Source organism: Pantoea sp. SO10 (assembly GCF_005281435.1).
GTDB lineage: Bacteria > Pseudomonadota > Gammaproteobacteria > Enterobacterales > Enterobacteriaceae > Pantoea > Pantoea leporis.
The window spans coordinates 1,543,222-1,555,323 of sequence record NZ_CP040095.1 but is presented as its reverse complement, the minus strand read 5'-3'; the positions used below and the strand labels follow the sequence as shown (position 1 = coordinate 1,555,323).

Annotated in this window: 14 protein-coding genes and 2 tRNA genes; 9 read left to right on the top strand and 7 right to left on the bottom strand. The window is 54.5% G+C overall.

What is annotated here, in order from left to right; genetic code table 11:
- Window positions 1–53: 53 nt before the first annotated feature.
- The gene (locus FCN45_RS07160) at window positions 54–218 is read right to left on the bottom strand and encodes a general stress protein (RefSeq protein ID WP_061717065.1); all 165 of its coding nucleotides are present in this window, start codon (window positions 216–218) and stop codon (window positions 54–56) included.
- Between the two features lie 296 nt (window positions 219–514).
- On the opposite strand from FCN45_RS07160, the gene wrbA reads away from it, so the two are divergent.
- Genes wrbA through FCN45_RS07145 form a run of 3 tightly spaced genes read left to right on the top strand, consistent with a single transcriptional unit; the run spans window position 515 to window position 2,796 of the window.
- Entirely contained in the window at window positions 515–1,114 is a 600-nt protein-coding gene (gene wrbA, locus FCN45_RS07155; protein ID WP_137385524.1) for an NAD(P)H:quinone oxidoreductase, read from the top strand.
- A gap of 21 nt (window positions 1,115–1,135) precedes the next feature.
- The gene (locus tag FCN45_RS07150) at window positions 1,136–1,366 is read left to right on the top strand and encodes a YccJ family protein (protein WP_007887329.1); all 231 of its coding nucleotides are present in this window, start codon (window positions 1,136–1,138) and stop codon (window positions 1,364–1,366) included.
- A gap of 56 nt (window positions 1,367–1,422) precedes the next feature.
- Entirely contained in the window at window positions 1,423–2,796 is a 1,374-nt protein-coding gene (locus FCN45_RS07145) for an NAD-dependent succinate-semialdehyde dehydrogenase (RefSeq protein WP_101760910.1), read from the top strand.
- A gap of 48 nt (window positions 2,797–2,844) precedes the next feature.
- On the opposite strand, the gene agp is transcribed toward FCN45_RS07145, so the two are convergent.
- The 3 genes from agp to FCN45_RS07130 all read right to left on the bottom strand — a co-directional run bounded on the left by agp (window position 2,845) and on the right by FCN45_RS07130 (window position 4,930).
- A complete protein-coding gene (agp, locus tag FCN45_RS07140; protein ID WP_210421274.1) occupies window positions 2,845–4,461 on the bottom strand; it encodes a bifunctional glucose-1-phosphatase/inositol phosphatase in 1,617 nt (538 codons plus the stop codon).
- A gap of 257 nt (window positions 4,462–4,718) precedes the next feature.
- A tRNA-Ser gene (locus FCN45_RS07135) sits at window positions 4,719–4,806 on the bottom strand.
- A gap of 36 nt (window positions 4,807–4,842) precedes the next feature.
- Window positions 4,843–4,930 (bottom strand) — tRNA-Ser (locus FCN45_RS07130).
- 222 nt (window positions 4,931–5,152) lie between these two features.
- Here FCN45_RS07130 and yccA point away from each other — a divergent pair.
- Complete coding sequence (gene yccA, locus FCN45_RS07120) at window positions 5,153–5,806, top strand: FtsH protease modulator YccA (protein ID WP_007887332.1); 654 nt, start codon at window positions 5,153–5,155, stop codon at window positions 5,804–5,806.
- A gap of 98 nt (window positions 5,807–5,904) precedes the next feature.
- Entirely contained in the window at window positions 5,905–6,231 is a 327-nt protein-coding gene (gene tusE / locus FCN45_RS07115; RefSeq protein ID WP_101761038.1) for a sulfurtransferase TusE, read from the top strand.
- Here tusE and yccX read toward each other — a convergent pair whose 3' ends face one another.
- Entirely contained in the window at window positions 6,232–6,510 is a 279-nt protein-coding gene (gene yccX / locus FCN45_RS07110) for an acylphosphatase (RefSeq protein ID WP_137385522.1), read from the bottom strand. It lies immediately after the preceding gene.
- 85 nt (window positions 6,511–6,595) lie between these two features.
- Between yccX and rlmI the strand changes: the two genes are divergently transcribed.
- Window positions 6,596–7,786 carry a 23S rRNA (cytosine(1962)-C(5))-methyltransferase RlmI gene (gene rlmI, locus FCN45_RS07105; protein WP_110865872.1) on the top strand — a complete coding sequence of 397 codons (1,191 nt, stop codon included), beginning with the start codon at window positions 6,596–6,598 and terminating at the stop codon, window positions 7,784–7,786.
- A 59-nt stretch (window positions 7,787–7,845) separates the two neighbouring features.
- On the top strand, window positions 7,846–8,163 hold the full coding sequence (gene hspQ, locus FCN45_RS07100) for a heat shock protein HspQ (protein ID WP_008101422.1): 318 nt from the start codon (window positions 7,846–7,848) through the stop codon (window positions 8,161–8,163).
- A gap of 31 nt (window positions 8,164–8,194) precedes the next feature.
- Here hspQ and FCN45_RS07095 read toward each other — a convergent pair whose 3' ends face one another.
- Window positions 8,195–8,608 (bottom strand): CoA-binding protein, encoded by a 414-nt coding sequence (locus FCN45_RS07095; RefSeq protein WP_137385521.1) that lies wholly within the window; start codon window positions 8,606–8,608, stop codon window positions 8,195–8,197.
- 177 nt (window positions 8,609–8,785) lie between these two features.
- On the opposite strand from FCN45_RS07095, the gene FCN45_RS07090 reads away from it, so the two are divergent.
- Both FCN45_RS07090 and FCN45_RS07085 read left to right on the top strand, forming a co-directional pair.
- Entirely contained in the window at window positions 8,786–9,412 is a 627-nt protein-coding gene (locus tag FCN45_RS07090) for a DUF2057 family protein (protein ID WP_137385520.1), read from the top strand.
- A gap of 68 nt (window positions 9,413–9,480) precedes the next feature.
- A complete protein-coding gene (locus tag FCN45_RS07085; protein WP_101760917.1) occupies window positions 9,481–9,942 on the top strand; it encodes a methylglyoxal synthase in 462 nt (153 codons plus the stop codon).
- Between the two features lie 3 nt (window positions 9,943–9,945).
- Here FCN45_RS07085 and helD read toward each other — a convergent pair whose 3' ends face one another.
- Window positions 9,946–12,000, bottom strand: coding sequence for a DNA helicase IV (gene helD, locus FCN45_RS07080; protein WP_137385519.1), 2,055 nt, complete (start codon window positions 11,998–12,000; stop codon window positions 9,946–9,948).
- Window positions 12,001–12,102: the final 102 nt, after the last annotated feature.

Sequence of the window (12,102 nt, the reverse complement as noted above, 5' to 3'; positions counted from 1 at the left end):
ATGCCTGTCACCGCCGGGCGAACCCGGCGGCCGGGGATTAACGGTCAGTGGCGCTATTTCTTGCCGCGGCTGCGTCCCCCTTTTTCACCGGCTACAGACGCGCGCTGTGGGTCGTTTCTAAAATTACCCCCGCTGTTTTTGCCGCCTTTACGACCCGCTTCTGCGGCCCTTTCACGGTCCTCTGCGAAATTGCCTGATCCTCCACGATGTTCGGCCATCATTTCCTCCACGGATTGAGCATCCAGATTAGGCGCTTATCACGATGCTGCCGTGAAAAGCTTAGCGGCGGATATTCCGCACACCTGATTAAATAATAGACACCGTAGCGGTGAGATCGGCCTTATATTCACAATTTGAAACAGATAATTCACTCATTTCACTGCGAAAAAGCAAATTTACCGCCGCGTTACAAGCAGTTAGCCGACACTTATTGGCACCTGCTTAACCTCTGTACAGCAGCCTGCGCAGGCTCTTCTATACTTTGATTACTCACCACCCCAGCAGGATGAAAACCATGGCAAAGATTTTGGTGCTCTATTATTCGATGTACGGACATATTGAAACCATGGCGCAAGCCGTGGCCGACGGTGCAAAGAGCGTGAGCGGCGCGGAAGTTACGATATTGCGCGTGCCGGAAAGCATGGATGCCGAGCGTTTCGCCCAGGTTGGCGGCAAAGTGGATCAGGCCGCGCCTGAAGCGAAACCGGAAGATTTGCCGCAGTATGATGCCATCATCGTTGGCACGCCCACGCGCTTCGGCAACATGGCGGGGCAGATGCGTAACTTCTGGGATTGCACCGGCGGCTTGTGGGCTTCGGGCGCGCTGTACGGCAAAATCGCCAGCGTCTTTGCTTCCACCGGTACCGGCGGCGGCCAGGAGCAAACCATCACTTCCGTCTGGACCACCCTCGCCCATCACGGCATGGTGATTGTTCCCATCGGTTATGGCACTAAAGAACTCTTCGACATCTCCCACGTACGCGGCGGAACGCCCTACGGCGCCACCACGCTGGCGGGCGGAGATGGATCACGTCAACCTTCGGCGGAAGAACTGGATATTGCCCGTTTTCAGGGCCAACACGTTGCCGGACTGGCGGTAAAGCTACAGGGATAAAATCCACAACAGGAGACCTTCATGACAACAGAACAGTCGAAAGAGCATCACGTAGGCGAATGGGCATCACTGCGCCACACTTCACGCGAAATCGCTGAAGCCATTTTTGAGGTAGCCAATTACGACGAACGTTTAGCCGAGCAGATCTGGAGCCAGCAAGGCAGCGATGAAGTGCTGATTCGCGCCTTCAAAAAGACCGACCAGGATGTTCTGACCTGGGACGATAAAACGGTCGAGCGCAAAAACGTTTAAATTGCAGGCGGGCATTGTCCCGCCTTTGTTACCTTTACATCACCAAGGAGCCTTGTATGTCAGCCTATCAAAGTATCAATCCAGCCAATAACCAACTGCTAAAAGCGTGGAACGAGCACGATGATGCCTATGCACAACAGGCGCTGGAAACCGCAGATGCGCTTTATCATTCCGCGTGGAGTAAAGGCGATATTCAACCGCGTCTGCAGGTGCTACACCGTTTAGCCGATTTGATTGACCAACGGGCCGAAGAGCTGGCGACCATCGCCAGTAAAGAGATGGGCAAACTGATTGGCCAGAGCCGTGGTGAAGTAAAAATCTGTTCGCAGATCGCCCGCTACTACGCTGAACATGCCGCGACATTTTTACAGCCGCAACCCTACGCCAGCGATGTGGGCGATGCCTGGCTTGAGTACCATCCGATTGGCGTGATCGTCGCGGTTGAGCCGTGGAACTTCCCTTACTATCAGCTGATGCGCGTGCTGGCGCCAAACCTGGCGCTCGGCAATCCGGTGCTGGCGAAACACGCCAATATCGTGCCGCACTGCGCCGATGTGTTTGAAAAGCTGGTAGAAGAAGCCGGTGCGCCAAAAGGCGCATGGACCAACCTGTTTATCTCCACCGATCAAGTCGCGGATTTGATTGCCGATCCGCGCGTGCAAGGCGTGGCGCTGACGGGTTCAGAACGCGCCGGTAGCGCCGTGGCGGAACAGGCCGGTAAACACTTGAAGAAATCGACGCTGGAGCTGGGCGGTAACGATGTGTTTGTGGTGCTGGACGATGCCGATATCGATGAAGCGGTACGTCAGGGTGCGCAAGCTCGCCTTAGTAACTGCGGCCAGGTCTGTACCGCCGCCAAGCGCTTTATTTTGCATGAGAAAATTGCCGATACGTTTATGGCCAAATTTAGCGCGGCTCTGCAATCGGCCACGCCGGGCGATCCGCTTGATGAGAAAACCACGCTTGGCCCGCTCTCTTCAAAAGATGCGCGCGATCGTTTAGTGAAGCAGGTTGAGGAAGCGGTGCAAAATGGTGCGCGCGTGGAGTTTGGTGGACGCGCCATTGATGGCGTCGGCTGCTATTACCAGCCAACGGTGCTCACCGGTCTGACGCCAGACAATCCTGCTTACTATCAGGAGTTCTTTGGCCCGGTAGCACAGGTGTATGTGGTGGCGGACGATCGTGCCGCTGTGGCACTGGCGAATGATTCAAATTACGGCCTGGGCGGTTCAGTCTGGACTAAAGACATTGCGCGCGGCCGTAAGATGGCATCGCAGATTGAAACCGGCATGGTGTTTATCAATTCGCAGAGCGATACCTCCGCAGAGCTGCCGTTTGGTGGCGTGAAACGTTCCGGATACGGACGTGAGTTATCGGATCTGGGGATTAAAGAGTTCGCCAACCAAAAATTAGTGGTCGTCGCCGGTTAACTGGCACAAAAAACCCCGCCGCGGCGGGGTTTTCTTTGAGCAGCAAACTCAGTTACTGGTCGCTGCTTTGGCCGGTTCTTCTGATTTGGCCGGCGTTGCATCGGCTTGCGCTTTCTGTGCTGCTGCCGCATCAGCCTTGGCTTTGTCATCCGCTGCTTTCTGGGCAGTGGCTTTCTCCGCTTTGGCTTTCTCGTCTGCCGCTTTCTGCGCGGCCGCTTTATCCGCCTTCACTTTCTCTTCAGCCGCTTTCGCGTCTGCAGCCTTCTGTGCTGCGGCTTTATCCGCTGCTGCTTTGTCTGCGGCTGCTTTATCCGCAGCAGCCTGATCGGCTTTCTGCTTAGCGTCATCTGCGGCTGGTGCTGCGGCCGCAGGTGCTGGCTGTTCTGCCGCAGCCAGTGCTGCAGCAGGCTGCAGTGGCGTACCTTGCAGAGCGCCATTCAATGCGCCGGTGAATTGATCCCAGCTGCAGTAGCCGTTGGCATCCGTTTCACAGCCCGCCAGTTGCAGCGTGACGCGCTTCGGTGGATTTTTCAGGCTCAGCACATCGGCATCGCGCAGCTGATCGGCCGTTTGATAGACGTACTCAACTTTCAGCAGATCTTTGTTGTTCTTCACATCGTGCCAGCGTTCTAATACTACCTGGCCGCCAATCGGCGTTTTCTCATCGTTGCCCGGCAGTTCATAAGGCTTAACCTGCAACGCGCTGAGTAAGGAGGCGATGTTGGAATCATGACCGACCATCAGCGTCACTTTTGGCGCGTTGGCTTTGTCCTGATCGACTAACTGGCTGCGGATGTAATCCACCAGCGGTGCGGCCACTTCGCGCGCCACTTCAGGAGAGGCGAACAGCGCATCCTGATAACCGTTTTTGATCGACGCCAGCTCTTTCCACTGTTCAGGCGTTTTGATCTGGCCCCAGGCAACCTGATCGGCCGGGAAACCTTCGTAATATTGCAGCGTAAACGCATCCACCAGCGAGTTGCCGATTTTCAGCGGACCGCTTACGTTCGGCTCTTTACCGTTATCCGCGCTGAAAGTGTTATCGCCGCTGCTCAAATCACACTGCTTTTTGCCGTTACAGGCCGGGGCAGATTTGTAATCGACGATTTTTTCCAGCTGCTGGAAGGCAGGCTTCAGTGCCAGCTTTTCATTGGCGGCGGTCATAGCAGCCAGGGCTTTCTTGTTGAATTCATCGCTGCCGTCGGTGACGACCGGATTGAAGATCGGATCCATGGTGCCCATCGCATCCTGATGCGTGACCGCGATATCACAGCCAGGGAAGGCGCCAGTGATAAAGTACTGCGCGGTCGCCACGGTGCGCTGCAGGCTGTTGGCGTAAACAAAGATGTTGCTGCTATCCGGGCAAGTCCCGTTCTGGACTAAGCCCTGCTGTGCCAGCCACTGACGGGTATAATTCCCCATGTAGACTTCCAGCACGCCACCTTTGGTGGTGAGCTCACCGCCCGCGACATCCCACTGCGGCCAGCTCTTTTTGGTGGATTGTTCCAGTACGCTGCCGTTGTTGGCGAGCGGCGCACGCAGGTTATGACGGCTTAACATCAGCACCTGCTGGAGTTGCATATCTCCATCCGCAGCATAGGCGGACATGCCCATCGGGAGCGCAGCGATGACTGACAACGCGTAAAGACTCAGTTTCTTGATCATTGTGCCTATTCCATAATTCATCAGTGAAACACTCTGGCTTTCAAACGATTAGCCCGCCAAAGAGCGAATTACCACACAGTGTAACTCAGCTTGCATCGGAAAATCGCCAGATGTTTGCAAAAAACCGTGCATGGAATATAGCAGTTAACGCGCGTGGCGTCGGGGAACGGCAGCAGATGGAAAAGCAACGCGATGTTTTTCGGAATTTATGAACGCAGAAAAGCAAAAAGCCCGCATTTCTGCGGGCTTCTTTAATATGGCGGAGGAACAGAGATTCGAACTCTGGGATGGTTTCCCATCGACGGTTTTCAAGACCGTTGCCTTAAGCCACTCGGCCATCCCTCCGGGGATTTTTTTGTTGCGTCACTCTGCAAGAGTGAATGGCGGAGGAGGAGAGATTCGAACTCTCGGATGGTTTCCCATCGACGGTTTTCAAGACCGTTGCCTTAAGCCACTCGGCCACCCCTCCGCAATGAGGCGCACTATAAACATCCCCCATAACGATGTAAAGCCTGCAATGAATCGTTCGGCTGAAAAACAGCCAAATTCTATTTTTTCGGCGTCAATTTCGCCATTCTGCTCAGCGAAACAGCAATTTATCGCGTAAAGATGGGTAAAACGCCTTTTCTGTCTTTCAGGCGCTGCGTATCCTCGTGCCATATTTGGTGTTTCTCTCTTTAAGGAGCGCATGATGGAAAGAATTTTTAGCTCGTCGCAGCAATCGTTAGTCAGCACCCACAAGGTGCTGCGCAATACTTATCTGTTACTTGGCTTTACGCTGGCCTTCTCGGCCGTCACCGCCACACTCAGCACCGTGTTTGCCTTGCCTTCACCGGGCCTGATTCTGATGCTGGTCGGCTTTTATGGCTTGATGTTTCTGACGCATAAACTGGCTAACAGCCCGGCAGGTATTCTGGCGGCCTTCGCTTTCACCGGCTTCCTCGGTTACTGCCTTGGGCCAATCCTGAGCTCGTTCCTCACTGCAGGCATGGGTGATGTGATCGCTATGGCACTGGGCGGTACCGCGCTGGTGTTCTTCGGTTGCTCGGCCTACGTATTGACCACGCGCCGCGATATGTCATTCCTGAGTGGCATGATGATGGCCGGCTTTGTCGTGCTGCTGGTGGCGGTGGTTGCTAATATCTTCCTGCAACTGCCTGCGCTGCATCTGGCGATTAGCGCCCTGTTCATCCTGTTCTCTGCCGGTGCCATCCTGTGGGAAACCAGCAACATCATCCACGGTGGTGAAACCAACTACATTCGCGCCACCGTAAGCCTGTATGTTTCGCTGTATAACATTTTTGTTAGCCTGTTGAGCCTGCTGGGCTTCGCTAACCGCGATTAAGCTGCCGCAAGAGTTATCAAACCCCGCTTCGGCGGGGTTTTTGCTTTTTATGGCCGCGCGAATTTACAATGTGTCGATTAACGCCATGAGGAATGACTGTGAATTTTGCTGGTAAAGAGATTGCCACCGATGCGGAAGGCTATCTAAAAAATAGCGCTGACTGGAGCGAGCCGCTGGCCGCTGCCATCGCGGAGCAAGAAGCGATCGTGATGAGTGACGCGCACTGGGAAGTGGTGCACTTTGTGCGCAACTTTTACCAGGAATTTAATACGTCGCCGGCGGTGCGCATGCTGGTGAAAGCCATGGCGCAAAAATATGGCGAGGAAAAAGGCAACAGCCGCTATCTGTTCCGCCTGTTCCCGGAAGGCCCGGCGAAGCAGGCGACCAAAATTGCCGGATTGCCAAAACCGGCGAAATGCTTGTAATCAGCCGGTGGTGAATCGGGTCGGCATTTCCCTGGGCTGATGCGGCTCCACCAGAACTTTATCCACCCGCGCGCTGCGCGGCCCACCCGCTTTGAGCCAACTGATCAATGCATCGACCTGCTGCGCCTCACCGGACGCCAGCACTTCAACGCTGCCGTCCGCCAGATTGTGCGCATAACCGTTAAGATTCAATTCTCTGGCCTGCGCTTGGGTGTGGTAGCGAAACCCCACGCCCTGCACGATGCCGTGCACCCAAATTTTACAGCATGTGGTAACCATTGCGTTCTCCCATCACCTTGCGTTGCAATTTGCCGCCATCCGCCGGAAAATGGCGCCTCATTTTTTCAGGTAAGCATAGCAAACTATGACCGTTCGATTGATTCTCACAAAGGGACGTGAAAAATCCCTGCTCCGCCGCCATCCGTGGGTGTTCTCTGGTGCCGTTGCACGTATGGAAGGTAAAGCCCAGTCTGGTGAAACCATTGATATCTGTGACTGCAATGGCAAATGGCTGGCTCGCGCCGCGTATTCTCCGCAATCACAAATTCGCGCACGCGTCTGGAGTTGGCAACAGGATGAGTCAATCGACATCACCTTCTTCGTGCGCCGCTTTGAGCAAGCCCAGCTGTGGCGTGACTGGCTGGCGAAACGTGATGGGCTGGACAGCTATCGCCTGATTGCCGGTGAGTCTGATGGCATGCCGGGCGTAACCATCGATCGCTTCGGCAACTTCCTGGTGATGCAGCTGTTATCTGCGGGTGCTGAGTATCAGCGTCCGGCCATCGTCTCCGCCTTACAGCAGTGTTTCCCGGATTGCGCTATTTACGATCGCTCAGACGTGGCGGTGCGTAAAAAAGAGGGATTGGAGCTGGCGCAAGGGCCGGTTTCGGGTGAACTGCCGCCACCGCTGCTGCCGATTACTGAACACGGCATGAAGCTGCTGGTGGATATTCAGGGCGGTCATAAAACCGGCTATTACCTTGATCAGCGTGACAGCCGTTTTGCCACGCGTGGCTACTCAGATAATGCACGCGTGCTGAACTGCTTCTCTTACACCGGTGGTTTTGCGGTTTCTGCCTTGATGGGCGGCTGTCGTGAAGTGATTAGCGTTGATACTTCGCAAGACGCACTCGACGTGGCGAAACAGAACGTTGAACTCAATGGTCTGGATGTGTCGCGTGCCCAGTTTGTGCGTGACGATGTGTTCAAACTGCTGCGTCGTTATCGCGACAGCGGCGAAAAGTTCGACCTGATCGTCATGGATCCGCCGAAATTCGTTGAAAATAAAAATCAGTTGATGGGCGCGTGTCGCGGCTATAAAGATATCAATATGCTGGCCATTCAGCTGTTGAATCCCGGTGGCGTATTGCTGACCTTCTCCTGTTCTGGCCTGATGCCAACCGATTTGTTTCAGAAAATCATCGCTGATGCCGCCGTTGATGCCGGTCGTGATGTACAATTTATAGAGCAGTTCCGTCAGGCAGCCGACCATCCAGTGATCGCCAGCTATCCTGAAGGGCTTTATCTGAAAGGTTTTGCCTGCCGCGTGCTGTGACTTGAAAACGCTGTCCCTGCCTCCATATTGGTTACAGGGCAGTCTTTTGGGAGGTCACAATGATTACGACTAAATTTGGAATTGGACAGCAGGTCCGACATCGTCTCTCCGGGGTGCTCGGCGTTATCGTGGATGTCGATCCGGAGTTTTCGCTTGATGAGCCAGAAGTTGATGATGTCGCTGCCAGCGAAACGCTGCGCGCCGCGCCCTGGTATCATGTGGTGATGGAAGATGAAGAAGGCGATCAGGTGCATACCTATGTCGCTGAAGTTCAGCTGGCGGGGGAAACCTCCTTCGAACATCCCGAACAGCCTTCAATGGATGAGCTGGCCGCGTCAATTCGGCAACAGCTGCAGGCACCCAGCCTGAGACATTAATCAAACGGCGACTCCGGTCGCCGTTTCTGTTTTAGTGCCTAATCCCCAGCCGAGGAATTTCAATTTTTGGACAGCGATCCATTATCACGGTCATACCCGCGTCTTGCGCCAGCACCGCCGCCTGCTCATTAATCACGCCCAGCTGTAACCACAGCGTATCCGCTCCAATGGCGATCGCTTCCTGCGCAACGCCCCAGGCCGCTTCGACATTGCGAAACACATCCACCATATCCACTTTTCCAGGTACATCCGCCAGCGTGGCATAGGCGGTTTGGCCAAGAAGTTGCTGTCCCGCCAATTTAGGACTCACCGGAATCACCTCGTATCCCTGCTCAAGCAAATATTTCATCACGCCATAGCTCGGGCGATCGGGGCGGTCACTGGCGCCCACTAACGCGATACGTTTAGTTTTAGTCAGCACATCGCGAATCGTTTGATCATTCATCTTTTTTCTCCTGGTTCATTCGCTTAAGTGTAGATGGCATTGCGCATCAGGCTGCAACTGTTGGTCACCAGAACTTTGCGCAGCAGCACGAATAAATATGTAAAAATGTAAATTTACTGCCATAATGTAATACTTTGCTACACATAATCGATTTACCCCCTTCTGCCGGGAGTTGAAATGAAGCTGTCTTTAACTGCTACGGGTTTACTGCTGTTGCTCGTATCAGCCTCATGCCAGGCCATCACTCTCAAGCTCGATCCCGAGATCGAACTGCTGGTGCTGGACGGGCGTAAAATTTCTGGTTCGCTGTTGAAAGGCGCAGGCAGCCTTGAGCTGGATCGTGGGCAGCATCAGTTTCTGTTTCGTGTGGAAAAACCGGGCACTGACGCCGCGCACTTTCAATCCGTGCCGATGATTGTCACTTTCAGCGCCAATGCTCATTCGGTGGCAATTCGCTTGCCTGCGCTCACTAATCGTCGTGAACGTACCACCTTCGACAAAACCCTCAACTTTCAACTGATTGATGAACGCGGCATAGAAATCACCAGCCTGCGCGACCATTTGCCGAAGCCAGGTGATAACGATTTCGAAAAGGCGATGGTGAATTATAATCGTGATGCCCACGCCGCTTCGGTTCCGCGTTTTGCCTTACATTCGCTGAACGCCAGCGAGGCGCAGTTGAATCTGGATTACGCCTGGCAGGATGTTAGCGATCTTCCCTCTTTACATGGCTGGTTCAAGCGTTTTGATGCCGCCACACGTCTGCGTTTTATTAGCTGGATGAAAACCTTACGCGCAAGTTGATAGTGATGAAACGCCAGGGGTAAACTCCTGCATTAACACATAATGCATGAGAAGAAACAGGAAGCCCTATGGAGCAGACCGTTCGTACCCTTCAGGTTCAGAAACATATCGCCCTCGTTGCACACGATCACTGTAAAGCCTCGCTGCTGGAGTGGGTGCAAACCAACCAAAGCACGCTGCAACAGCATGTGTTGTACGCTACCGGCACCACCGGCAATCTGATTAATCGTCATACCGGATTGGATGTTAACGCCATGCTAAGCGGCCCGATGGGCGGCGATCAGCAAGTGGGTGCGTTGATTTCGGAAGGTAAAATTGATGTGCTGATTTTCTTCTGGGATCCGCTGAATGCGGTGCCGCACGATCCAGATGTCAAAGCGCTGCTGCGCCTCGCCACGGTGTGGAATATCCCGGTGGCCAATAACCGCACCACCGCAGATTTTATTATCCAGTCACCGAAGTTTGCCCAACAGATTGAGATTCAGATTCCAGACTATCAGCGTTATCTCGCCGAACGCCTGAAACCCTAATCATCAGGCCTTACGGCTTTGTGGCACACCTAATTCGCGCAGGTGCTCGACAAATACCGAAGGCCGATCTTTATCGAACATCAGCCACACCTGCTGGCGCGCACGCGTCATCGCCACATACGCCAGCCGTCGCTCCTCCGCATCCGGGAAATCTTCCGGCTGCGGCAGCAAACCCTCTTCCATGATGGATTCCCGCGCTTGTGCCGGGAAACCGTCGCGTCCCTGATGCAGCCCCAATACAATAACAAAATCCGCCTGTTGTCCTTTGCTGGCATGGATCGTCATGAAATCCAGCTTTAACTTTGGCCAGCGCGTTTTAGCTTTATCGAGGATTGCTGGCCGCAAATGGTGGTAACGCGCCAGCAGCAGTACGCGCTCTTCGGGTTTGGCATAACCGCTCAGCTTATCGAACAGCGCTTCCAGTTGATCCTGCGGCAGCAAAGTCACCGATTTTTTATTGCCTTTGCTCAAGCTGTTCAGCGGCTTGCGCAGCTGATGCGGGTTCTGTTGTACAAAGCGATTGGCTATCTCACCAATACGATCGTTAAAGCGATAGGAGGTATCCAGCACGCAGCGATCGCCATCGCCGAAATAGTGATGGAACGCGGTGGTCAAACTCATTTCGGCACCGCTAAAGCGATAGATTGCCTGCCAGTCATCGCCCACCGCGTACAGGCTGGTTCGCTTGTTTTGCTGACGCAGCGCCGTCAGCAGTGCGGCTCGCTGCGGTGAGATGTCCTGAAACTCATCGACCAGAATATGCTTCCACGGGCTGATAAAACGCCCTTTCTCCAGAATGGCAATCGCCTGATGAATCAGCCCGGAGAAATCGACCGCGCCCTCCTCTTTCAGCGCGCTTTTCCATGCCTTTAACAGTGGCGCCATCAGTTTGACACGCTTGCTGAAATTATCGCGCTTCGCTTCTGCCACATCCGCGATCATTGCCGCCTGCGCGCCGCCGTGCATGCGCATCAAGCCCAGCCAGCGCTCCATGCGCGATGCGATGCGCTGCGCCAGTTTGTCATCTTGCCAAAAGGGACCTTCGGGAATCTCCCACTCCAGCTCATCCTGCAACCACTGACGCCAGCCGCTGGCCTGCGCTTTTTTGCTGTTGCACTGCTCGCGCCAGGTCTCTATCAGCAACTGTCGCCGCGCCTTGCTGTCGCTTTCCAGCTTGCTAATCACCGGTTGTTTGTTACTGCCTTCGCGGATGATATGCAGCGCCAACGCATGGAAGGTACGCGCCTGAATCGCGCTTTCACCAAGGCGCGTTTGAATACGGTCATTCATCTCTTCTGCCGCCTGACGACCAAACGCCAGCAACAGAATTTGATCCGCTTGCGCCAGCTTGCGTTTCAGTAGCCAACCGGCGCGCGCCACCAGCACCGAGGTTTTGCCACTGCCCGCCCCCGCCAGCACCAGCAGCGCGTCTTCGCCATTCACTACAGCTTCGCATTGCGATGGATTGAGCGGCGTGGTTTCAACCGTGGAAAAGAATTCGTGATAGTCGCTGAGGATCTTACTGGTCCATTGGCGATTGCGTTGGCGGATCGCCGCTTCACCCTGCTCCAGCCATTGCTGGCAGAATTCCCAGCGCTCACGACAGTTATCAAACTCGGCAATACGCGCGAGAGGCAACGGCAAGGCAGAAAACTGGCGTGTAATGCTCTCTTTTACCGCGCTCAGCTCACTGCGTTTCAACCAGCGATCCTGTTGGGTGAAGGCGAGGATTTCCTGCTCCAGCGCGACCAACACCTCCGCGCTCACCTCGCTCATCTCCTGGCTCCACTGCTGCCAGGCGTGCTGCAAGTAGTGGAAAAAGCGCTGCGTTTCCTGCCATTCGGTACCATGCAGGCGCACCACTTTCTCATCTGGCAGCAGAAACTCCAGTTCGCCCCATACCATGCCGCGTTTACAGGCAATGTTGAGCAACTGGTTAAACGGGATCAGATATTCATGGCGATCGCCACTGACTTCCACGCCGGCGGCCAGCAAGCGCACCCGATTATAGGGATGCTGTGCCAGACGTTTACCCATTGATGTTGCTTTCAGTTCCATGTCCGCACCGTCATGTGGAATTCGATATCGCGCAGTTTACCTGTCAGACTCTTGGCGCTCCAGCCTTAAAACAGGCTAAACTTGGCGCCACATATTGCGGAT

Coding starts and splice junctions, on each gene's coding strand:
- FCN45_RS07160 (WP_061717065.1), bottom strand. CDS start 218: ATGGCCGAACATCGTGGAGGATCAGGCAATTTCGCAGAGGACCGTGAA.
- wrbA (WP_137385524.1), top strand. CDS start 515: ATGGCAAAGATTTTGGTGCTCTATTATTCGATGTACGGACATATTGAA.
- FCN45_RS07150 (WP_007887329.1), top strand. CDS start 1,136: ATGACAACAGAACAGTCGAAAGAGCATCACGTAGGCGAATGGGCATCA.
- FCN45_RS07145 (WP_101760910.1), top strand. CDS start 1,423: ATGTCAGCCTATCAAAGTATCAATCCAGCCAATAACCAACTGCTAAAA.
- agp (WP_210421274.1), bottom strand. CDS start 4,461: ATGATCAAGAAACTGAGTCTTTACGCGTTGTCAGTCATCGCTGCGCTC.
- yccA (WP_007887332.1), top strand. CDS start 5,153: ATGGAAAGAATTTTTAGCTCGTCGCAGCAATCGTTAGTCAGCACCCAC.
- yccX (WP_137385522.1), bottom strand. CDS start 6,510: ATGGTTACCACATGCTGTAAAATTTGGGTGCACGGCATCGTGCAGGGC.
- rlmI (WP_110865872.1), top strand. CDS start 6,596: ATGACCGTTCGATTGATTCTCACAAAGGGACGTGAAAAATCCCTGCTC.
- hspQ (WP_008101422.1), top strand. CDS start 7,846: ATGATTACGACTAAATTTGGAATTGGACAGCAGGTCCGACATCGTCTC.
- FCN45_RS07095 (WP_137385521.1), bottom strand. CDS start 8,608: ATGAATGATCAAACGATTCGCGATGTGCTGACTAAAACTAAACGTATC.
- FCN45_RS07090 (WP_137385520.1), top strand. CDS start 8,786: ATGAAGCTGTCTTTAACTGCTACGGGTTTACTGCTGTTGCTCGTATCA.
- FCN45_RS07085 (WP_101760917.1), top strand. CDS start 9,481: ATGGAGCAGACCGTTCGTACCCTTCAGGTTCAGAAACATATCGCCCTC.
- helD (WP_137385519.1), bottom strand. CDS start 12,000: ATGGAACTGAAAGCAACATCAATGGGTAAACGTCTGGCACAGCATCCC.